The following is a 22,545-nucleotide window of genomic DNA, read 5'->3' on the forward strand; positions in this document are numbered from 1 at the left end:
TTCTATTATAGAATAACGCCTTTTACTCACTTTTGGCAAGTTACGTTATTTCTTTTATATACTATTTTCATAAGAAAAATCCTTGCTTGTCACAAGGATTCCTCTACGCTACTATTTCAGAAAAATAATCGTTTGTCAACGAAACATGGATATGTATTCCAAAAACACCTACATACTCCACCATTTTATAATCAACAAAATGATAATAATCCAAAATGGAGTGACAAGCAACAATCCCCAAAAACAACCTTTAAAAAACTTCATGATGAACACCTCGTCCATCTGCTTTTCCCCTATTATATGAATAGGAGATCAATAAACTTCACAAATAAGGCTTATCTTGTCATTGCATGTTCAACTTTAATGCAACGATCCATAATGACAGTATAGCCTTTTTCTTTCAAAAAATGATATGTTTCTTCGTCCTGTATACCTAATTGTGCCCAAAATGTATCTGCTTCAATCTCAACAAACTCTTTGGCAACATCCATTAAAAACTCAGAACGACGGAATACATTGACGATATCAACATGCTCTTTTATTTCAGCTAACGATTTTACCGCTCGTTCTCCTAATACGATATCTACATTTGGATTAACAGGAATAATACGGTATCCTGCATCTTGCATCGCTTTTGACACCATATAAGAAGTACGTCCTGGATTATCAGATAATCCGACAACTGCAATAGTCTTACTATTCTTTAAAATCTCTCCAATTTCCGTACGATTTGGATTTTCAATTGTCATATGTAATCCCTCCTGTTAGTTTAGTATAGCCGATAAAGAAAGTCTCTTTCAACATGAAAGAGACTTTCTTTATTAATTCGTAGTACCACTATCAGCTAATGTTAATGTTTTCGTTATTTTCTCACCATTTCGATACGCTGTCACTTCTAGTTTGTCGCCGACTTTTTTCTTCTCATATAAGTATTTACGGAATTGAACTGCATTGTCTATTTTTTGGCCATCAAAGGCAACGACAACATCATATTGCTGTAATCCTGCTTTTTCTGCTGGTGATCCTGGAGTAATTTGTTTTAACAGAACGCCACTTGTTACATCTTTTGGTAATTTAAACTGACTTAATGCATAACTTGGGATTTCATCAAGTCCCATTACTGTAACACCCATAACAGGTCGTTTTACCTCACCATATTTTTCAAGAGAATCAATTACCGGTTTTGCTACATTAATTGGAATGGCAAAGCCAATTCCTTCTACTGCTTGCTGTGCAATTTTACTAGAGTTAATACCGATTACTTCACCGTTTTGATTGAATAGGGCACCACCGCTATTCCCTGGGTTAATCGCAGCATCTGTTTGAATAACCTGTGCTTGCCAATCTGGACGGTTGTCCCCATTAATATCAACTGGAATTTCACGATCTTTACTACTAATAATCCCCTCTGTTACACTTCCATCAAAGCCAAGTGGGTTACCAATTGCAATCGCAGATTCTCCTGCACGAATTTTATCTGAATCGCCAAGAGTTGCAACTTTATTAATATTTTTTCCATCGATCTCAACAACCGCTAAATCTAACCAAGGATCTTTTCCTACTAATTTTGCTGGCACATTCGTTCCATTACTTAACTTCACTTCTAATTTATTTGCACCATCTACAACGTGGTTATTTGTCACAATAAGTGCTTTATCTCCAACTTTTTTATAAATAACACCTGATCCTGAACCAGCTTCAGCTTCTTGTCCTGCTGATTGGGAAAATGGATCCATATTTTTTTGGAAATTCATTACACCTACAACTACTTCTTTTGCTCCTTCAATCATACCAGGAAGGTCTGTTTCACCCTTTGTTTTATTCACAACTGGAACCGCTGTTCCTTCTACTTTTGATTGGGAAACTACACTGTTATTTGCCCAAGGTATATACGGAGCTGCAACACTAATTGTAACGGCACCAATGACAGCACCGACAATTCCTGTGAAAAAGTATCCTTTTTTACTGCCTGATTTTACTGTTTCCGTACGAGTTTCGTTTGTTTCTGTTTGATTATAATATCCCATAACTTATTTATCCCCTCTCTCCTAAAATCGTATTTTTAGTATAATCACGGTTTGTGTCCTTTCTGTGAACTCATCGTGAAATCCAAACAAAAAAATACAATCATATTTCATAAATAATCAAGTATAAAAAATTGTACATACAATTAAGTATAAAAATGTATAGATGGGCACCAATATTACTCTTCAAACTTATATCCGACACGAATAACTGTACCAATATGCGTTGCTTTATCTCCTAATTTATTACGAAGTTTCTTAATATGTGTGTCTACTGTACGATCATCTCCGAAGTAATCATATCCCCAAAGTTGATCTAATAAATGTTGACGAGATAATACAATCCCTTTATTCTCCATTAAATAAACAAGAAGCTCAAATTCTTTATGTGTTAATGTAATCTCTTCATCGTCTACCATTACAGTACGCGACAAACGATTCACATCGATACCTGCAAGAGAAAGTGTATTCTCTTCAGCTTGACCTAACGCACCATCCGCACGTTTTAATAATGTTTTAGCACGTGCAACTAAAATTTTCGGACTAAACGGTTTCGTTACATATTCGTCTGCTCCTAATTCAAAACCGAGTAAAGTATCATCCTCATCAGAACGAGCTGTTAACATAATGATTGGTACCGCTGATTCTTTTCTTACACGTCTACATACAGACCAGCCATCAATTTCTGGTAGCATAATGTCTAATATTATTAAATCCACCGCATGCTCATCGAAACGTTCTAACGCTTTCTTTCCATCTTCAGCTTCAATAACTTCAAAGCCCTCATTACGAAAATAATCGCTAACAATTTCTCGCAATCTTTTTTCATCTTCAACAAGTAAAACTGTTTTATTCAATTCTATCCCGTCCTTTTACTCCTTCAATCGAATAATACGTTGATTTGAACTTCCGCGAAACGGTAATGTAAGATCTCGTTTCGCTAGCTCAAATCTTCCATCTACTAATACATCTGCATACTGCAACAATTCTATCATATCATTATTTTGTGAATTCTGTATCTCCTCTAATGTATAACCTGTGTAAATCCATAAATTTTTTCTCATTTTTTTTACTGCTTTTGCTATTTCTTTCACTTCAGTAGCTTGAAAAAATGGATCTCCACCTGAAAATGTTACATCAGTAAGAAGATTTTTTTCAATCTCTTTTATCATTTCCTCTTTTGTAACCTCAGTTCCATTACAAATATTCCAAGACTGTGAATTATGGCAGCCAAAACAACGATGCGGACAGCCCGCAAAAAAAACGACTGTCCGCAACCCTTCTCCATCTACTACACTATCATGAATGATATTCATTACTCTCATATATGTTTCACCCGCTCCGCTTCTTCACTTCGCTTCGCACTGTTCCACTTTGACATATCTCCTACAAGGTATCCAGTAATGCGGCGAATTCTTTCAAAATAATGTTCATCTTCATTTCTACAGCTTGGACATTCATTCCCAATCACACCATTATAACCACAACATTTACAACGATCCACTGGATGATTAATGGAGCCATACCCTACACCATTTTGTGCCATTGCCTTCACAATTTGCAGTAATGCTTTTTGATTATGAACAGCCGCTCCATCCAATTCAATATACGTAATATGGCCACCATTACAAAGTGCATGAAACGGTCCTTCTAAACGAATTTTATCAATTACTTGAATAGGATAATAAACTGGAATATGGAATGAATTTGTATAATAATTATGATCCGTTACACCTGTAACCGTTCCAAATTCAGCTCGATCTTTTTTAATAAATTTTCCTGATAGTCCTTCTGCCGGAGTAGCAATTAACGAGAAATTCAATTGATATTTCTCTGTTGCTTCATCCATTTTCTTTCTCATATATTCAATAATTTCATATCCAAGCTTCCATGACTCTTCATCTTCCCCATGATGTTTTCCTGTTAAAGCGACTAAACATTCTGCAAGGCCGATAAAACCAATACTTAATGTACCTTGTTTTAAAATTTCAGCAACACAATCTTCAGGTTCAAGTTTTTCGCCATCGCGCCATACTCCTTGTGAATATAAGAATTGAAAATCTCTTGCTTTTTTCGTCGACTGATAAGAAAATCTTTCTAATAATTGACGAACACCTAGGTCAACATAATTATTTAGAGCTTCAAAAAATGCCTCTTTTGTTTCACTAATACATGCTAATTTCACTAAATTAATAGATGTAAACGACAAATTCCCTCTTCCGATCGCTGTTTCTTCCCCATGAATATTAGACATAACACGAGTGCGACACCCCATATAACATACTTCACTTTCGGGACGACCATCATAATGCGCCGCATTAAATGGCGCATCTAAAAATGAGAAGTTTGGAAACAATCGTTTCGCTGTCGTTTCTAATGCTAGTTCAAATAAATCATAATTTGGTTCTTTTTCTTCAAAATTTACACCTTTTTTTAATTTGAAGATTTGAATCGGAAAAATGGGTGTTTCTCCTTTTCCTAATCCAGCTTGCGTTGCTCGTAACAATTGTTTAATTAATAATCTTCCTTCTTTTGATGTATCTGTTCCATAATTGATCGAAATAAAAGGAACTTGTCCACCGCCCCTGCTATGCATGCTATTCGAATTATGAATAAAAGCCTCACATGCTTGATAAGTATCATTTTCTGTTTCTTTCCATGCAAACTCTTCTACTTGCTCAGCTGTTAATGGATATGTTGCTAAACGTTTTTTATTTCTTTCAAACGTTTTTCTCACATATGGTGCTAAATCTACATCAAACAATGCAAATGATTGACCTCCATGCTGCATATTTTGATTCGCTTGAAAAATAATCGACGAAAGCGCCAACGCACTTTTAATATCTTGCGGTTGTCGCATATATCCGTGACCTGTATGAAATCCGTTTTCAAGCATTTGAGCTAATGGAATTTGCGAACACGTTGTCGTACCTGTTGCATAAAAATCTAAATCATGCGGATATAAAATATTTTGATCAATTGCTTTTTTCACTTCTTCAGAAAGTAAATGCTCAATCGCATAATACCTTGCACTCTCAGATGCAAATTTCCCCATCATCCCCATCGGAGACCGGCCATCAACATTCGCGTTTTCTTGCATTAAATCTTGTTCATTTGCATAAACGATTTTCGTAAAAATATCCTTTAGATTCTCTTCATATTTACTGTTTTTTTCTATTACTTGCTTCATTCCTCAAACCCCCAACAACATCTTGTTCATTTACCATCAAAATGATACAACATATAGTAAGGGCAGATATGTGAAAAATGTAACATTCTGTGAAATTTTTTTAAACATTCATCGAACCTTTTATTTATCCCACACTAGCAGGCAGTATGACCCCCACCTCAATATTTAAAAAAAAGCGAAGAAAATAGCTGAGGGATAACGGTCCGTTAATGCCCGATTGGGCGGACTTTCCATCAGTGAGGGATGAAGCCCCCACTGATGGAAGTTTCACTTTATCCCTCTACTTATGAGTAAGTAAAAGTTCCATTAGTGAATGCTTTCTATCAGTGAGAAATGAGAAACCCACCATTAATAGAAATTTCACTTTATAAAAAAGAAATGTGCTCTTTACAAATGTATGGTACAATATACGGGAAAAACTCTTTTTACCCTTTATCAACACATTTGAATAAAGGAGACTGAACTTATGCTTACATATCTTTTATTGATTGTTGCCTATTTACTTGGCTCGATTCCATCTGGACTTGTCGTTGGAAAGATTGGTTATGGAATCGATATTCGCGAGCATGGCAGCGGAAATTTAGGAGGAACGAATACATTTCGTACATTAGGGAAAAAAGCGGGTTTCATTGTTACAATTGCTGATATTTTAAAGGGAACATTAGCTACAGCTCTACCGCTAATTTTCGGTTTACATATCCATCCTCTATGGTTCGGATTAGCTGCAGTACTTGGTCATGTATACCCAATCTTCGCAAAGTTCCGCGGAGGAAAAGCGGTTGCTACTTCTGCTGGCGTACTATTATGTTACGCACCAATTACCTTTGTAGTATTAGCTGTGATCTTTTTCACCCTACTATTTACGACGAGATACGTTTCACTCTCTTCTATGTTAACAGCTATCGTCGCTGTTATTGCAGCAATTATAAACGGGGATAAAATCTTCATTGTTGCGATGTGTTTATTAGCTGGTATGGTTATTTATCGACATCGTGCAAATATTGGACGAATTATAAATAAAACAGAGCCAAAAGCAAATTTAACAAAGAAACAACAGAAACAAAAGTAGGGTTGTAACCCACATAACGCAAAAAGAAAACGCAAAGCATATAAATGGCGTCTTTTTGCGTTATTTTTTATACTAAAAGAAAAAGTGATTTTGTTGGAGGAATACTAGATGAACATTTCAGTATCAAAAGAAGCAGTAAGCTGGTATAAAAACGAGCTTGGTTTACAAACAGGCGATGCTATTCGCTTTTTCGTACAATATGGTGGATGTAGTACTGTTCAAAAAGGACTTTCATTAGGAATTCGTAAAGATACTCCTGCTACTCCTGCTGTACAAATTCAAGAAGATGGCATTACTTTCTTTATTGAAGGCGATGATGAATGGTTCTTTGACGGACATAATTTATCAGTTACATTCAGTAGTGATGATGATTTCCCGCAATTTAATTACGAAAAATAAAAAACGTGGCCTAAGCCACGTTTTTTCATTGTTTTTTAATCTTCTCGTATGTCTCATACCACTCTGGGTACAATTTTTTAAAGGATACCGGACGAAAGCCTTCTTTTTTTGCACAAATATTTGTTGTAGATGCTGTAATACAACGTTCGCCGTTTCCATTATAAATTTCATAGCCGTAAACAACACGTAGTGGACTCACAGACTCCACCCATGTTTTCACAATTGCTTTTTCTCCGTAACGCATTGCTTTTCGATATGTAATTTGCAAATCAAGTACAGGAGATACAATCCCATCATTCTCCATTTCAACATATGAAAATCCTAAATCTTGAATTAATTTCGTACGCCCAAGTTCTAGCCATACTAAATAATTCGCATGGTACACGACACCCATTTGATCCGTCTCTGCATAACGAATGTCAATTTCGTGTTCTGCTACAAACATATTTTTATCTCCTTCTCGCTTGCATTTCTTTCTACACCTTTAATCATAATACAGAGAAACTGAAAATAAAATAGAAGCGGCGGATCTTTTTCCTTAAAGGAGTGAGCATATGCTACAAATCATAACTGTACGAAGCGGTGATAACGTATATAAATTAGCACAGCAGTACGGAACAACTCCAGAAACAATTGTAAGAGATAATGGATTAAATCCAGCTCAAACACTCGTAATCGGGCAAGCATTAATCGTGAATACGGAAGGAAATACTTATTATGTACAGCCTGGCGATAGCTTATATAAAATTGCTTTAACCTATAATGTACCTCTCGCCAGTTTAGCAAAAGTGAATCATTTATCGTTAAAATCCGCACTCCAAGTCGGACAGCAGCTATATGTACCAAAAGGGACAAAAAAAATAATTGAATCCATCGCCTATTTACAGCCATCCACAATTCCGATTAAAGAAAGCTTAATTACTTCCACCAAAGCTATCAATCCATATTTAACTTACTTAGCCTACTTTAGCTTTGAAGCAAAGCGTGACGGAACACTAAAAGAACCTACACAAGTATCTGAAATCGTCGCAATTGCAAAGCAAGGGCAAACAATTCCGATGCTCGTTATTACAAATCTTGAAAATGGAAGTTTTAGCCCTGAGTTAACAAGCGTTATTTTACGCAATGAAACAATTCAAAATACGTTAATTACAAACATCTTACAAACCGCACAAAAATACGGCATGCGTGATATCCACTTCGATTTTGAGAACCTTGCCCCAGGAGACCGAGAAGCATATAATCAATTTTTACGCAAAGTAAAAACACGTCTCCCAAAAGGATATACACTAAGTACAACTCTCGTCCCAAAGACAAGTTCAACACAAACAGGTACAGCTGCAGCTCATGACTATAAGGCACAAGGAGAAATAGTTGATTTCGTTGTTATTATGACATACGACTGGGGATGGCAAGGTGGACCGCCACTTGCAGTTTCTCCAATTGGTCCTGTCAAACAAGTCATTCAATATGCAAAATCACAAATGCCGCCGCGTAAAATTATGATGGGACAAAACTTATACGGATTTAATTGGACTCTCCCATTTAAACCAGGAAATCCACCTGCAAAAGCAGTTAGTTCTGTTGCTGCTGTTGCACTTGCCCGAAAATATAATGTGCCAATTCAATACGATTTCACTTCACAGGCTCCACATTTTAATTATTACGATGAAAACGGAGTAAAACATGAAGTATGGTTTGAAGATGCCAGATCTGTTCAAAGTAAGTTTAATTTAATAAAAGAACAAGGAATTCGCGGTATCAGTTATTGGAAAATCGGATTACCATTCCCGCAAAATTGGCGTCTTCTTACAGAAAATTTTTCTATCACAAAAAAAGGCTGACAATGTCAGCCTTTTCTTACTTATTACGATATGCAGCTTCCTCTTTAATTTCTCTTCGCATTCCTTCAATACTTTCCATGCGGCGCTCATTTTTCGCTTCGATTGCTGCGCGGTCTTTCGCATTAGAAAACTCAGCAGCTTCCCTTGCTTCGTTCATATTTTCAATTGTGTTATATACTGCCTCTTGCAATTTCTCAACGTTATCGCTACGATCATCTGGATTTGCTTTGTTTTGTTCTGGCATCATGTCTTCCTCCTTTATTGAAAATACATACAACATTAGTTTGTAAAAAATGTCTTTAATTATGTATGCAAAAAAAGGGAGAATGCTTCCATTCTCCCTCTCTTTAACCGTTATCAACAATCGGTTGTTTCCCTGATTTGTCTTGCATTTTTTTTCCTTTATTACCGCCAGCTGCTCTCGATTGCATTCCAATCTGGTTTGGAGCAAAATCTTGCGGATGTTTCTTTGGATTACCCATTATATCGCCTCCTTACAACTAGTATCATACTAGCTATAAGAATTATTCAGCCTGTTTGAAAATACGTGTTTCATATCGCTTTTCTAATTTTTCTTCAATCCGTTCAATTGCATCACGATCATTAAGTAGTTGCCGCTTATTTTCCATCACAAGTTCTTCAAACGTTCTCCGGCGATTTCTTCTCATACTGTTCACCCTTTCTCTTTCGTACTACTAGTATGAACAGTTAAAAAACTCCCTAATCAGATTTATGAGAAAATTTTATTTTTAGCATAATTAACTTATTCATATATAATATAAATAGAAGCATTCTAAACAACCGTTTTATATTTGAGTTATCCCACTATTTCCTAACAATTGGATTGAAAAAAACAAAGAAAATAACAATAGACTAACTACTGACATATACCCTATTACATGCATTTTATGAACGCTGCAAAGTTTGCATTGCTTCCTCATACGCCTCAAAAATCATGACTTCAAAAGCAAGCACATCCTCAGGCTGATCAATCATAATTCTTGTAACACCCCATTCACTTTTCGTAGCAGGTTCACATATAACATTCGGATACATAGCTACTATTTCCTCTTGCTCTTTATTCGTTAATACGTATTTTTTTCTACCTTTTAGTTTAATTCTTATAAATGAATGAAGAGCTTTGATATCCAGATAACTTCCGACACAAACAGAACGAATAGCTGTTGTATCTCCGTTCTGCCGCTCTAATATTCCTTTTATAATTTCACATGCTCTTTCTTCTTCCTTTGTTAAACTTTGAGAAGCCACCTTCTTTTCTTTTCCATTCTTCACCTCTACACATTTTTGATATACGGCTGCACAAGTGAAACAATCATCTAATGCGTTATGAGAACGTACTTGAATATGTAAAAATCGTTTCAGCGTTTCTAATTTATGATTCGGTACATGTTTTATATATCGTTTTGCTAAACTAAGTGTATCAATTACTACATTTTTCGGTATGCCGAGTCCTAGTCGTTCCATATTACTCTTTAAAAACCTCATATCAAAAGAAGCATTATGAGCAATGATTGTATCTTCTCCAATAAATGCAACAAATTCCGGTAATACCATTTCAATTGTTGGCGCATTTACAACATCAAAATTCCGAATACCTGTCAACATCGTAATGCGGCCCGGAATCATCTTTTCTGGATTCACATACGAAACAAATTGATCCGTATATTTATGATTTCGATACCGAATCGCAGCCATTTGAATAATACTATCTTGATAAGGATTGAATCCTGTCGTTTCAAAATCGATTACAATATAATTGCCTGTGAAGTTCCCCATAATCTTCTCCTTAGCTTTTTATTTACATTATAACTTAACATAATGAAAGAAACTCGATTAACCTGCAAATAGAAAATAGGAATGGCACATAGACCATTCCTATTTTCATCTTTTATTTTAATTTTGCCACTCTTTTTTCCATTTCCTTCACCGTCATTGGTCCGATAAATTTATCTTGGATAACTCCTTTTGTATCAATAAAATATGACGTTGGAATTGTAATAACTTTATAAGTAGTCGTTACTTTTATATCTGTATCAAGAAGAATCGGAAAAGTAAGCCCTTTCTCTTCTGCAAATTTCCGTACTTTCTCTTTTCCTTCAGCTCCTTCTGACATTGTATAATTCACAGCTAATATTTCTACATCTTTCTGATACTTATCATAAAACGCTTGTATATCTGGCATTTCTTGCTGACATGGACCACACCACGTTGCCCAAAAATTCAAAATAACCTTCTTACCTTTTAAATCAGAAAGCTTCACCTTTGTACCATCAAGCTTGGACAATTCAAAATCAGGCGCTACTTTCCCAATTTCAATCCCATTTTGCGCAATTGCTTCTTTTACATCCTCTGTACTTTGCTTTTGATTGTCTGTTACTTGTGCTTTCTCTTTTCCAAACTGCTCATATATTGCATAACCAGCTAAACATAACAACACAACAATAATCGATATTTTCCGCCACATATGCACCATTCCTTATATTTTGTCTTTATCCCCAAAATCCTCACTAATGGAAGTTTTTACTTTATTTTAGCTTATACGGACAAAGATGGAAATATTCTCTATGGATAGAAAAGCATATTTTTTGAGACTCCACGGCTAAGGCCACAAGCCTTGTATCTTTCATGTGACGGGTAACATTCTTGCATGACGAAACGTTCACAGCCTACCATTTCATATATGCTTATAGGTTTCTTCTCTCGAGAGAAATGGAAAAGGAGGGGCTCGAACCTTATAGCCGCTTCATCAGTTGACTGTTAGCTGCTAGGCGACTTGGCTCTTACCTAGAATGGACCTTCATCAGTAAGTAATGTCAAGCATAGTTAGGCACGCAAATAAAAAGATAAGGTAGAAACCTTATCTTTTTTATTTAGTATTTTTAGATATGCCTCGCATTTTTGACATTACGAGAGTCCATGAAATAAGAGCTTTTTTGTAACGAATCGAGCCTTTGCATATTTCTTTCCTAACCGTATCCTTTTATTTAAAACCTGGAAGAGAAAAGTCTTAATTCCCAGTCACTTACTTGCCTAATATATTTATCCCATTCTGATTTTTTAATTTTAATAAATTCCTCCCAGATTGACCTTCCGATCGTTTCAGCCAAGATTGTGTCTTCCGCTAAATAATCTACTGCTTGATTTAAGTTTCTCGGCCCCCAAGAAATTCCTCTTTCTTTTAATTCAATATCATCTAACTTACTGATATCCACATCCATCGGTTCACCTGGATCCATTCTGTTTTGAATCCCATGGAGACCCGAAGCTACTAAACAAGCTGCAAGCAAATATGGATTGCACGTTCCATCAGCACCCCGAAATTCAAATCTTCTTGCTCTTGCCTTATCAGGAATTCTTACTAATACTGAACGGTTTCTAGCTCCATAACATATGTGGGCTGGTGCCCAAGATCCTGACTGCATCCGTTTATAGGAATTAATACTAGGAGCACCGATTGCAATTAGAGAGGCTCCGTGTTTCAAAAGTCCCCCTATAAACTGATACGCTTTTTCAGACATATCCAAACCTCTTGAATCTGTCGTATCCTGGAAGATGTTCTCACCAATTTTATCAAATATACTAATATGAACATGCAATCCATTTCCAGGTAAGTGCTGGAATGGTTTAGGCATTAAAGTACCTATCATTCCCTTGTCCCTAGCAATTTGTTTAAATAAATGCATAAATGTTACTTGATCATCTGCCGCTTTCAAAGCAGGAGCGTATTTCAAATTTATCTCTAATTGCCCAGGGCCATACTCGCTGGAAATTTGTTCTGTTTGAACGCCCATCTTTTCCAAGGAATAAACAAAATCTTGAACAAAATCTTCTTGAATGTCTATGCCATCTGTAGAAAAACAATGGCTTTTATCTGCTGGCTCTAGTTTTCCATCTATTTCTTTCAGTAAATAGGCTTCCTGTTCAAATGCCATATGCATTTTTCCGCCTAAGAGTATTTCTGCTTCCGAAAGCAGGCGTTTCAATGCGCTTCTTGGACATCCCTCCCATGGTTCTCCGTTTTCATCGACTAAATCACAAAGCATTCTCGCTGTATTTTTCCGATAAGGAAGGATAGCGAAGGTACTTGGATCGGGTACCGCAAAGAAATCTCCATCGTTTGCTCCATACGTAGGATTGGGAATATATTCATCAAAACAATCGAAACTCATAATTGCTGTACTAAAGTTAATTCCTTTTTCCATTGCGCTGTTAAGTTGAGAAGCACGGATTGTTCTTCCTCTCGTCATGCCAGCATAGTCTAAAAATTCCACTCGAATAAATTCAATATTTTCTTGTTCGACGATTTTTAAAACATTTTCTTTTGTTAACATGTTGATTGCCCCCCTTTTAGTAATCTTCTTAGTACACTATAAGTAAAGATCTTAACGCCAACTGCAATAATCTGATCATCAAATTGAAACTCAGGATGATGTAAATCATAACAAGACTGATCTGTTTGTCTAATACCTAATCGGAAATAGGTACTCGGAACCTTTATAGCAAATGCACCAAAGTCATCTGCGCCCATTGAGGGATCTTTCAATACATAAACTGCATTCGCACCTAATAATTCCTTTATTCCTTCTTCAATGCTATAAGTTAATGCTTCGTCATTTATCACCGGCGGATGGCTATATGTATATGTAACATTGGCTTTAGCTCCATACGAATTCACTATCCCTTCAACCAGTTGAATAATTTGTGATTTTATTTTCTGTCTCGTTTCCATAGTTATGGTTCTTGTTGTTCCTTCTAGGACTACCTGATCCGCAACTATATTACTTGCCGTCCCGCCTTGAATTTTCCCGACATGGATCACTACAGGCTCGATAGGATTATGACTTTTCGTAACAAGAAGAGAAAGAGCCTGAAGAACATTAGCGCTAATGGCAATAGCATCAATACCTTGATGCGGACGTGCGCTATGCCCTCCTTTTCCCACTATCTCAATCACGAAATTATCACAAGAAGCTGTAATGGCGCCGTGCTTGATACCAACCGTTCCAAATGGTAAATGGGGCCATAAATGAAGAGCAATCATTTCATCAATCACAGGATTTTCTAGTACTCCTTTTTGTATCATTTCTTCTGCTGCGCCATCCGCTTCCTCACCCGGTTGAAAAATACAACGGACTCGTCCACTAAATCTATGCTTTAATTGAAATAACTGATAGACTGTTCCTAATAAAATAGCAGTGTGACCATCATGCCCGCAAGCATGCATGACTCCATGATTTTGAGAAGAAAAGGAAAGACCCGTTTTTTCTTCAATCGGCAACGCATCGATATCTGCCCGCACTCCAATGTGCAACCCCTCACCCATTTCTCCGATAATATCAACAACAATCCCTGTTTCTCCAACTTTTTGGTACGGAATCTTCCATTCTTGTAAGCACGAAATGATATACGCGCATGTAGCATATTCCTGAAAAGAAAGTTCCGGATATTGGTGGATATGTCTTCGAATACGAGTCAACTGTTCCGTCATTTCCTCACTCAATTCTATGTCTTGTTTTTCAATGGTTTTCAATGTGTTCAGAACCCCCTTTTTTAATTTCTATCTTCCCTGCTTTAACTTTTTGAAGCACAAGCATATATACGGCCCCTATAAGAAGCCAACCAGATCCAATTTCAATCGCAAGCCGATCCATTCCATACACTACATAACCAATGATAATTAGCCCAAAAAGAGGAAATACAAGGTGTTGAATAAATTTTTTTGATTTTTGGCGAATGATATAATGATTAATTACTGAAATATGCAATACAAGAAAACCAATCAACGCTCCAAAATTAACAATATTCGTTAACATCCCAATGTTATTTTCAAACGCCATTCCTACAGAAAAAGAAACAATAGCCACTAGAAAAGTACTAATATATGGTGTTTGAAATCTCGGATGAACTTTTGCGAATACAGAAGGTAGTTTACGATCACGCCCCATGGAATAAAGAAGTCGGGAGATGGCTGCCTGAGATGCAAGCGCGCTGGCAATTCCCCAAGAAAACACTGTCGCAATGAGTGTCAAATTTTTCAACCAACTACCCCCAGCCAATTCAGCAGCTTGATAGAAAGCTGTATCTAAATTTTCAATTTTTAATCCGCGGCTAAGATCACTTGCAACCCATGTTTGAGATATAAACAATACGCCTGCAATCAACAAAGTAAAAATTGTAGCTCTACCTACAATTTTGTTGCCTCCTTTTACCTCTTCAGAAAGGGTGGAAATGGCATCAAAACCTAAAAAGGATAGCACCGCTATTGAAACTGCTCCCATAACCATGTGTAGATTAAACTTGCTGGAATCATATATAGGCTTGATTGTCAGACTAGTACCGCCTACTCCTTTATATAAAGCAACCAGCCCGAATATTAGAAAAATAGCTAAAACCATAAATTGTAAAACCAAAATAATTTTATTTGCTTTTGCGGTAAATTCTACCCCGCGAATATTAATGAAAGTATTAAAGGAAATAAAGAGAACCAACCAAAACCAAACCGGCACTTCCGGTACCATTCCCGCTAATGAAACTGCGCTGACAACATAAGTTAAAGCAGGTACAAGAATGTAATCTAGCAAGATTCCCCAACCAGCAAGAAAACCAACATACTCATTAATCCCTCTTTGTGCATAAGTGTAAACGGAACCTGCCATCGGAAAAGCTTGGGACATTTTAGCGTAGCTCAGGGCCGTAAAAATCATTCCAATCATACCAATGATATACGTTAGGGCGACCATCCCTTTCGAAGTGTCTGAGATATAGCCAAAAACACCAAATGGTGCAATAGGAACCAAAAAAATCAGTCCATAAAATACAAGATCCCAAAATGTTAATGTCCTTTTCAATTCCTGTTTATAACCGAATTGTTCGATTGACATCTCTAGCTCCTCCTTCTATCAAACATTAAATTGCAGGTTCTTTTTGTAAACCCTTTCAAAATTTCTAAACAAAACCATTTCGCCAATCCATTGAGCTGTTTCCACATTCATATAATCAGAGTCAATCCAAGTATTTAAAACTTTCTCAAAACATTCCTTAAATAAATGCACTCCTAGCCAATTCATTTCAGGTACAGTAAAAGCATCCGACCCATACATAACTTTATCGAAAGGAGCAAATTCAAACACTTGAGAAAGAATTCGTTGAACTCCATGACCTGCGAAGGGATTTTGCAGCGAAATATCCATATAAACATTCGGGAGAATGCTTACAATAAAAGCAGCTTCCTCAACCCAGGGATATCCCCCATGAACAAGGTGAACCTTAGTATCGATGTATTTTTTATCCCTAAGCATGTTTATTAGAAAACTCGGACTCGCTTTCGGTAAAACAACTTCTCCATCTCCAATACCAGTATGAATATGCATAACCTTATCTGCAGCTGTACATTCTTCCATCGCTATATGGAGGCAATAGTCACGAAAAGCTTTTACTTCTGCCCGGTCGTTCGTTTGAAATTCTCGGTATTGATCCCGAGCCATTTGTTCACTCATTTCTGAGATTTCCAATCCGCTTCTATAAGCAATAATCGATTTTAAACCGATAACATCAGGCTTCTGCAAAGCTTGTCTTAAATCAATACGATACCTTTCACTAAATTCCTCAAAACGGTCACATTCTTTGCATAAATGAACCATAACAGGTTCAATTCTATGAATTTCCCATATTTTTGATCCACACAGATCTGCAAACTCATCTTTACTTAACATCGGCATTGGATATCCAAAGTCAGTTACAACTCCAGTAATCTTAGCGTCCTGAAACAAATTCCTTGTATATCCCCTAAAATCACCAGCATATTTATTTCTGTTATTTACTACATCTATCAAGTTAGGCTCACATGAAAAATATTTTGCAAGTCGTTGAATCAAAATTTGAACCCACATATTAATTCCTGGAAAAGGTTGATTCTTATTTTGTATATAGTTGTTTGTAGCTCGGGGTGGTATAACAGATAAAGATAGTTTCTTAACAAACTCCTCTACTGTATAAGGTTCTTGATTAGCAACAAAAGGGTGAGCATGTACATCAATAGCATGAATATGTTGTAAAGATACTTTATTCATAAATAACCTCCTCTAATCTTTTCAATTATTCTCTATGCAACATTCATGCCAAATAAAAAATACCAATTATATCAAGGTTTCTTCGAATTTTATAAAATATAAATATGAAAAATATCCTCCAAATGAAAAAAATTCATAGAAAAATATTTTTCTATGACCTCCAGCAAAAAATTTATACAAATCGTTTTAATCAGATTATCACCTTTGATATAATTAAAAATATTCCGACTTTTTATATTTTTTTATTTTATTGAATATTTATAAGGGTGGTGAACGCAATGACTGATTTTTCCTTTCTTCCCTTACATAAGGTTTGGAATTCCAGTTTTGATAGTATGATTCTCACTGGTGAACAAGGAGAAATCCATTCTTTAAACAGATCTGCTGCACGTTTATTTTCATCAAGTCCAAGTAACATAATCGGAACTTCTATCTATGAAATTTTCCCTTCAGAGGAATTGAAAAAAAGTTTTCAATTCAAAAAAGATAAAACAGGTATCGCACTTTCTCTTGGTACCCGACAGTTAATTGTAAATATTTCAGTTATCCAAATCGATTCTGAAACTTTCTACTACCTTCTTAATCTCAAAGACAATACCCAGATCCAACAATTGCAATATCAACTTCAACAGATGAATGAAACTAAGCATTTATACGAAGTAATATTAGATCAACTTGAAGAAGGCATCACCGCAATCGATCAACAAGGAAAAATTATATTTTACAATCGAAAAATGGGGGAAATTGATACCGTTGAACCTGCATCAGTACGAAATAAAAGAATTGTGGATACATGGCCAATAGAAGAAAATTCCAGCACTCTTCTTACAGCCTTGAACACAGGGAAGACACTCAGCCAACGAGAAAATCATTTTACTACCAATGGCAAATCGGTCACAACCCTTTCAAAAACTGTTCCTTTATTTCTAGGAAATAAAAAGGTGGGAGCTTTAGAGATTGCAACAGATATTACAAAACAAAAACAGCTAACTGAAACCATTTTTCAATTACAAAATCAAACAAAAGGAAGTTCTGCTCCTTCCAATTCTATGTTAGCTCGAAAAAACAATACAAGATTCCAATTTGATAACATTATATTTTCAAGCAAACAATTGAGGCAGACGGTTGAACAAGCCCGAAGAGCTGCACGGTCTAATTCAAACGTCTTAATCTTCGGTGAGACTGGTACGGGAAAAGAATTATTCGCTCAAAGCATCCATAATGAAAGCCCGCGAAAAAACGAGCCCTTTATAGCTCAAAATTGTGCAGCATTACCTGAGTCATTGCTTGAAGGACTGTTATTTGGAACAAGTGTAGGGAGTTTTACCGGAGCGACAGATAGAGCAGGATTATTCGAAGAAGCGCATGGAGGAACTTTATTGCTTGATGAGATTAATTCTATGGGAACGAACCTTCAAGCAAAGTTACTTCGTGTTTTACAGGAAAGAAAGCTTCAACGCTTAGGTTCATCTAAAGTTTTAGATATTGATGTACGAGTGATTACTACGATTAATGAGGATCCTCTTGAAGCTATAGCCAATGGCAAACTACGGGAAGATCTTTATTATCGGTTAGCGGTAGTAAATATTGTAATCCCCCCATTACGAAATAGAAAAGAAGATATCCCTACTTTAATCGAGTATTTTATCAACAAACATTCGACTGCCTTAGGTGTTAATGTTACAGGGATTGATGAAGATGTTTATCAATTTTTCATGAACTACCAATGGCCAGGTAATGTCAGACAATTGGAGCATTCGTTGGAAGGAGCTTTGAACCTGATTTACGATGAAAGTGCCATTTCATTTGAACATCTTTCTCCTACTTTTAAAAACAAAATGATCCAGCAAGCCAATCAATCATCTATTCAAGAGCATACTATTTTTTCCAAAAGTCTACCAGAACAAATCGAGAATCTTGAACGGATTATGATTGAACAAGCAATATATGATTCCCAAGGAAATATTACAAAAGCAAGTGAACAATTAGGAATTCCAAGACAAAATCTAAATTACAAAATCAAAAAATACAAAATTACCTATCTAAAAGGCTCTTTTCAATCAATGTAGACCGTTTGCTTTCTATAAAAAATAAAGATTCATCTAAACTAAGATTCTTACTCATCATTTCTACATTAGCTTCAATTATATACACATTCAAATAGGTCCTACTCTGTTTTATTATCACTAAGTGCCCTAGCAAAGTAACAAGTGTAAACGAGACACTAGCAATCTTTTTGTTTGTTATCACTACTGTTCATTTATTTGTACTTAAACGTATATATTTTAATACATTCAAAAAGTAGGAGGAATGAACCCTATGGAGAAACAAGCGATTGCTAAAGAATTACAAATAATAAGGATATGTCTCGTTATACTGATCATCGCTACATTATTTTCAGGTGGAGTAAAAGTGATTAAGACTTCTTCAGATCACCAGGACGTTTCGCCTATAAATAACGAAGTATATGACAAAAGCAATATGACCCAAATTGGAGAAAATACATTCGTTGTTAGAAACACTGACCCTAACAGCGGCGGCTACAATACGGTTAAAATCTTTACTTACAATCCAAAAACAAACAAATTAACCCAAGTAAAAGAATTCAACTTTGAAAATTCCTTCAGATATGTATATCAATTAAATCAAAGTGAATAAAAGTATACAAAAAAAGAGATCGAGTAATGATCTCTTTTTTTATAGGAATAAATCTACGATAAACAATACAAGCTATGACTCACTTACATCCTTCCCAATGAAATGAGCACCAGCTAAAATAAAAACAACAGATAGCATCCAGCCAATAATCCCTGAATAAGGAAGGATACCTTTTAATAAGAAACTACTTAGTGCCGCACAGCTGCTCAGCAATAAACAACTTACACCCATTTTTCTGTTTGTCGACATACCGTTTTCTCCCTCTCCCGTTTATGAATTATATAATTGCCTTTATCCCTTTTAAAGCAAATTCTATAATCTATTAAAAAACAGCTTCGTTTTACGCAAATTCACCACAAAGCTTTTCTAATGCTGTTTTCCATCACGGAAACGAGTATCTATAAAAGTGAACATAGCCTACTTATAACTCATTAATGATTCATATATGATAAAACAATGTTTCCAATCCATATGAAAACAATTAGCCAAATGATAATAATAAGAAATCCTGTTATCCAATTTTTAGGCTTATTCATAGAGGATTGTCCTTCTATTTTCCTTTTACAATCCTCTAATACTTCTTCAGGGATAAGCTTTAACGCCAAGTAAACGCCTAAAGGAACAAGAATGAGATCGTCAAGATACCCTAAGATTGGAATAAAATCAGGGATTAAGTCAATAGGACTGAAAGCATAAGCAACAACAAGCATTGTAAATAACTTAGCATACCAAGGGACTCTTTCATCTCGATATGCCAAATACAGTACAAGAAGTTGTGTCTTTAAATTTTTAGCCCATTTTTTCATTTTCTGTATAGCCGATAGCCCTTTTTCTGTTTGTACTCGTTTATTTTGACTCAAAATATCTCCTCTTCTTTTCATTTTTTGTAGTTTTCTATTCTCAGAGAAAGATTAATATTAGAGATTCCTCTCTTTCTCCCCATCTGTTTTCAAAATTGAATAAACTAAAGCATCATTTGAATGATGATTTTGATAAATATAACCTCTCAATAATCCTTCTTTCTGAAAACCTATTTTCAATAATAAATGAGATGATGCCTCATTTTCAGGATAGGTAATAGCTCCGATACGAAATAAATCTAATTCTTGAAAACCATATTCTAAAACCGCTTTAACAGCTTCAGATGCATACCCTTTCCTCCAAAAAGAAGGATGAATATCGTAACCAATTTCAGCTCGTTTACTCCAAAGTTGTAGATTATTATAACCTACTGTACCGACAAAATCCCCCGTTTCCTTCACAACAATTCCCCAACGAATTGCACGTCTTTCTTGAAAATTTTTCGAAAAAGATTCAATCATTCGAACAGCCTGCTCCCTCTCTTGAAAACAATTCATACCATAATAACGTGTTACCTCTTCAAGTGAAAAAATATCATATATATTTTGGCTATACGTTTGATTTATCTCAATTAAACTTAAACGGTCAGTTTCTAGAGTTGGGAATGTCATTGAAATTCTCCTTTATTTTGTTTTTCATTTATTATATCAAAGCCCTTTTTATTTTTTAGATAATTAAAAAGAAAAAACAGCATCTTTTTATAGATACTGTACGATACATTGAAAAACTAGTTCTCAATCTCAACAAAATCTTGTAAATTTTTTTCAATATGGCTATTTATTCTTTTAATGGTAAATGGAGAAGTATTTTCAAATATAATATGTAGGGATTTGATAGATGTCTGAAGTCTTTTGTTTTTATCTAATTCCTCACGTCTGATTGAAAAATCTTCTAATGTCTCAGGATGATTATAATACTTTAGTTCTCTTTCAATTTTCTCTAAAAGTAAAAGCATTGATTCATCCTTAAAATACCTTATCCCAGCTTTGAGTGCTGTCCAACTTTGGGGTTGAGCCATAAAATATGCGCTCCACCAGTATAATTCGGTAAGTGATTTACTTACGTGATTATAATATGCATAGAACATAAATAACGCTCGTTGACCTTCTGTTAATTGTTCATAAAACTGTTGTTTAATCTGATAACTACTCAAGGTAGTCTGTTCCGCTACTTTTTTTTATAAGTTTTAATAAGAGGTTCAAAGCATCTTTGACTAAGATCAGTGCATGTTAATAAATCAAAATCCCCCCATAACGAAAATTCTATCCATTGTTGACTACTGATAATGTTACGTTATGTTAGCTATAAATGAATATGATATACAAATGTCGTAAAGTAATTTGGAGTCAATTCATTTTGGTAAATCGACGTCTCTGCATTGATAACTCTTTAAGGAAATCAAAAACCGATTTCAAGTTAGAAATCGGCTTCAAAATATAAATTATTTATTTTGTTGAAAGTTCATTTTCTGTTACCCATTTATGATTGGTTACCTTTTCTCCACCAGTAGTTGAAGTATAATCAATCATATAAACGGTAGTCTTTTCTGCTGAATCAATTGTTCCCTTTGCCCCCATCATACCTTTCATGTGATCTGCCTCTAAAGTGACTTCAGTACCAGGTTTCAAGGTTTCATTACCTGCGTTTTTAATTTCCTCTTGAATAACCCATTTATGATTGGTTACCTTCACTCCACCAGTGGTTGGAGTATAGGAGACCGTATAAGCTGTCGTATCGTAAGCCCCCACAACCGTTGCTTTCGCACCGTTCATACCTTCCATGTGGTCTGCCTTTACAATAACTTGACTATCTACTTTATAGGTTGGATTTTTTTCTTCTTTTAGGCCTTTTGGAATTTCGCCAGAGCTTGAATGATTCATGTCACTCATAGTCCCATGTTTCATATTATCCATGCTGGATTGGTCGTTCTTCTTAGTAGCTGTGGAACATGCTGCCAAGGAAAAAGCAGTAACAAAACTAATAAGTAATAACGTAATACGCTTCATTATCAAAAATTCTCCTCCTCTGCACTTTGTCATAAGTATAGTAAAACAAAAATGTGCAGAATTTATGGAGTCCGCTTAGTTTTCGTTCAACTACACTCCTTCATGCTATTTGAATGAATAAGGGAAAGCTGATTGTACAAATGGGAAGTGACAAAAACTCTTGTTGTTTTTGTCACTTCCCATAACGATAATTATGTAAATGAGCTGTCCATATGGGCGGCTTATTGTATTTTTTTGCTTAGCGTGGGGGTTTTCCGATTTGCTGGTGGCACTCCTATTCAAAAATAAAAGGCGCTCTAATTGGGGCTGTTGACAAAAGGGGGGAGCGCTTTGCGCTCCCCCCTTTTTTATGTTTTTCTTTTTGTTTTTCTCTATTTTACACCTATTCGTATTACTCAATGCCT

26 protein-coding genes are annotated in these 22,545 nt (G+C 35.6%); 5 read left to right on the forward strand and 21 right to left on the reverse strand.

The genetic code is table 11. The features are described from left to right. Positions 1-335 precede the first annotated feature (335 nt). From ACFQZ1_RS16175 to ACFQZ1_RS16195, 5 genes are all read right to left on the reverse strand, one after another. On the reverse strand, positions 336-749 hold the full coding sequence (locus ACFQZ1_RS16175) for a CoA-binding protein (protein WP_377883227.1): 414 nt from the start codon (positions 747-749) through the stop codon (positions 336-338). Between the two features lie 72 nt (positions 750-821). Continuing rightward, positions 822-2,027: a S1C family serine protease gene (locus tag ACFQZ1_RS16180; RefSeq protein WP_377883229.1), complete on the reverse strand. Its 1,206-nt coding sequence runs from the start codon at positions 2,025-2,027 to the stop codon at positions 822-824. Positions 2,028-2,203: 176 nt separating this feature from the next. Next, the gene (locus ACFQZ1_RS16185; RefSeq protein WP_377883231.1) at positions 2,204-2,881 is read right to left on the reverse strand and encodes a response regulator transcription factor; all 678 of its coding nucleotides are present in this window, start codon (positions 2,879-2,881) and stop codon (positions 2,204-2,206) included. A gap of 15 nt (positions 2,882-2,896) precedes the next feature. Further along, positions 2,897-3,349, reverse strand: coding sequence for an anaerobic ribonucleoside-triphosphate reductase activating protein (gene nrdG / locus ACFQZ1_RS16190; protein ID WP_377883233.1), 453 nt, complete (start codon positions 3,347-3,349; stop codon positions 2,897-2,899). Next, positions 3,346-5,214, reverse strand: a complete 1,869-nt coding sequence (locus ACFQZ1_RS16195) for an anaerobic ribonucleoside triphosphate reductase (protein WP_377883235.1) — start codon at positions 5,212-5,214, stop codon at positions 3,346-3,348. Before ACFQZ1_RS16195 ends, nrdG begins: the two co-directional genes overlap by 4 nt. Before the next feature lie 466 nt (positions 5,215-5,680). Here ACFQZ1_RS16195 and plsY point away from each other — a divergent pair, with 466 nt between their 5' ends. Together plsY and ACFQZ1_RS16205 are read left to right on the forward strand one after the other, a co-directional pair. After that, on the forward strand, positions 5,681-6,283 hold the full coding sequence (gene plsY / locus ACFQZ1_RS16200; protein ID WP_377883237.1) for a glycerol-3-phosphate 1-O-acyltransferase PlsY: 603 nt from the start codon (positions 5,681-5,683) through the stop codon (positions 6,281-6,283). A 108-nt stretch (positions 6,284-6,391) separates the two neighbouring features. After that, a complete protein-coding gene (locus tag ACFQZ1_RS16205) occupies positions 6,392-6,682 on the forward strand; it encodes a HesB/YadR/YfhF family protein (protein WP_377883239.1) in 291 nt (96 codons plus the stop codon). Between the two features lie 25 nt (positions 6,683-6,707). Here the strand turns inward: ACFQZ1_RS16205 and ACFQZ1_RS16210 are convergent, their stop codons facing one another. Then, entirely contained in the window at positions 6,708-7,127 is a 420-nt protein-coding gene (locus ACFQZ1_RS16210; RefSeq protein WP_377883241.1) for an acyl-CoA thioesterase, read from the reverse strand. Positions 7,128-7,236: 109 nt separating this feature from the next. Between ACFQZ1_RS16210 and ACFQZ1_RS16215 the strand changes: the two genes are divergently transcribed. After that, positions 7,237-8,526 carry a glycoside hydrolase family 18 protein gene (locus ACFQZ1_RS16215; protein WP_377883243.1) on the forward strand — a complete coding sequence of 430 codons (1,290 nt, stop codon included), beginning with the start codon at positions 7,237-7,239 and terminating at the stop codon, positions 8,524-8,526. A 16-nt stretch (positions 8,527-8,542) separates the two neighbouring features. On the opposite strand, the gene tlp is transcribed toward ACFQZ1_RS16215, so the two are convergent. From tlp to ACFQZ1_RS16260, 9 genes are all read right to left on the reverse strand, one after another. Then, the gene (gene tlp / locus ACFQZ1_RS16220) at positions 8,543-8,770 is read right to left on the reverse strand and encodes a small acid-soluble spore protein Tlp (RefSeq protein WP_377883245.1); all 228 of its coding nucleotides are present in this window, start codon (positions 8,768-8,770) and stop codon (positions 8,543-8,545) included. A gap of 103 nt (positions 8,771-8,873) precedes the next feature. Then, positions 8,874-9,008, reverse strand: coding sequence for an acid-soluble spore protein N (locus tag ACFQZ1_RS16225; RefSeq protein WP_377883247.1), 135 nt, complete (start codon positions 9,006-9,008; stop codon positions 8,874-8,876). 42 nt (positions 9,009-9,050) lie between these two features. After that, positions 9,051-9,194 (reverse strand): FbpB family small basic protein, encoded by a 144-nt coding sequence (locus tag ACFQZ1_RS16230; protein WP_377883249.1) that lies wholly within the window; start codon positions 9,192-9,194, stop codon positions 9,051-9,053. A gap of 238 nt (positions 9,195-9,432) precedes the next feature. Continuing rightward, on the reverse strand, positions 9,433-10,323 hold the full coding sequence (locus ACFQZ1_RS16235; protein WP_377883250.1) for a 3'-5' exonuclease: 891 nt from the start codon (positions 10,321-10,323) through the stop codon (positions 9,433-9,435). A 112-nt stretch (positions 10,324-10,435) separates the two neighbouring features. Then, complete coding sequence (locus ACFQZ1_RS16240; protein ID WP_377883252.1) at positions 10,436-11,011, reverse strand: peroxiredoxin family protein; 576 nt, start codon at positions 11,009-11,011, stop codon at positions 10,436-10,438. A 520-nt stretch (positions 11,012-11,531) separates the two neighbouring features. Then, complete coding sequence (locus ACFQZ1_RS16245) at positions 11,532-12,878, reverse strand: glutamine synthetase family protein (protein WP_377883254.1); 1,347 nt, start codon at positions 12,876-12,878, stop codon at positions 11,532-11,534. Then, on the reverse strand, positions 12,872-14,077 hold the full coding sequence (locus ACFQZ1_RS16250; RefSeq protein ID WP_377883256.1) for a M20 metallopeptidase family protein: 1,206 nt from the start codon (positions 14,075-14,077) through the stop codon (positions 12,872-12,874). Before ACFQZ1_RS16250 ends, ACFQZ1_RS16245 begins: the two co-directional genes overlap by 7 nt. Continuing rightward, entirely contained in the window at positions 14,064-15,428 is a 1,365-nt protein-coding gene (locus ACFQZ1_RS16255; protein ID WP_377883258.1) for an APC family permease, read from the reverse strand. The genes ACFQZ1_RS16250 and ACFQZ1_RS16255 overlap by 14 nt, the downstream gene beginning before the upstream one ends. An 18-nt stretch (positions 15,429-15,446) precedes the next feature. Continuing rightward, positions 15,447-16,616, reverse strand: coding sequence for an amidohydrolase family protein (locus tag ACFQZ1_RS16260; RefSeq protein WP_377883260.1), 1,170 nt, complete (start codon positions 16,614-16,616; stop codon positions 15,447-15,449). 278 nt (positions 16,617-16,894) lie between these two features. Between ACFQZ1_RS16260 and ACFQZ1_RS16265 the strand changes: the two genes are divergently transcribed. Next, positions 16,895-18,685 carry a sigma 54-interacting transcriptional regulator gene (locus ACFQZ1_RS16265; RefSeq protein ID WP_377883261.1) on the forward strand — a complete coding sequence of 597 codons (1,791 nt, stop codon included), beginning with the start codon at positions 16,895-16,897 and terminating at the stop codon, positions 18,683-18,685. A gap of 250 nt (positions 18,686-18,935) precedes the next feature. Then, positions 18,936-19,274, forward strand: coding sequence for a YmzC family protein (locus ACFQZ1_RS16270; protein WP_377883263.1), 339 nt, complete (start codon positions 18,936-18,938; stop codon positions 19,272-19,274). Positions 19,275-19,346: 72 nt separating this feature from the next. Here the strand turns inward: ACFQZ1_RS16270 and ACFQZ1_RS16275 are convergent, their stop codons facing one another. The 6 genes from ACFQZ1_RS16275 to ACFQZ1_RS16300 form a co-directional block, all read right to left on the reverse strand. Continuing rightward, positions 19,347-19,523 (reverse strand): hypothetical protein, encoded by a 177-nt coding sequence (locus ACFQZ1_RS16275; RefSeq protein WP_377883264.1) that lies wholly within the window; start codon positions 19,521-19,523, stop codon positions 19,347-19,349. A 182-nt stretch (positions 19,524-19,705) separates the two neighbouring features. Then, entirely contained in the window at positions 19,706-20,134 is a 429-nt protein-coding gene (locus ACFQZ1_RS16280; protein WP_377883265.1) for a YkvA family protein, read from the reverse strand. Between the two features lie 57 nt (positions 20,135-20,191). After that, positions 20,192-20,746: a GNAT family N-acetyltransferase gene (locus ACFQZ1_RS16285; protein WP_377883266.1), complete on the reverse strand. Its 555-nt coding sequence runs from the start codon at positions 20,744-20,746 to the stop codon at positions 20,192-20,194. Positions 20,747-20,862: 116 nt separating this feature from the next. Continuing rightward, positions 20,863-21,153, reverse strand: a complete 291-nt coding sequence (locus ACFQZ1_RS16290) for a hypothetical protein (RefSeq protein WP_377883267.1) — start codon at positions 21,151-21,153, stop codon at positions 20,863-20,865. Between the two features lie 427 nt (positions 21,154-21,580). Further along, entirely contained in the window at positions 21,581-22,141 is a 561-nt protein-coding gene (locus ACFQZ1_RS16295) for a DUF1541 domain-containing protein (RefSeq protein ID WP_377883282.1), read from the reverse strand. A gap of 105 nt (positions 22,142-22,246) precedes the next feature. Then, positions 22,247-22,545 (reverse strand): hypothetical protein (locus tag ACFQZ1_RS16300; RefSeq protein ID WP_377883268.1); only part of this gene is annotated, 299 nt, incomplete at its 5' end.

Origin of the sequence: Bacillus sp. CGMCC 1.60114, from assembly GCF_042676365.1 — a bacterium.
Lineage (GTDB): Bacteria > Bacillota > Bacilli > Bacillales > Bacillaceae_G > Bacillus_A > Bacillus_A rhizoplanae_A.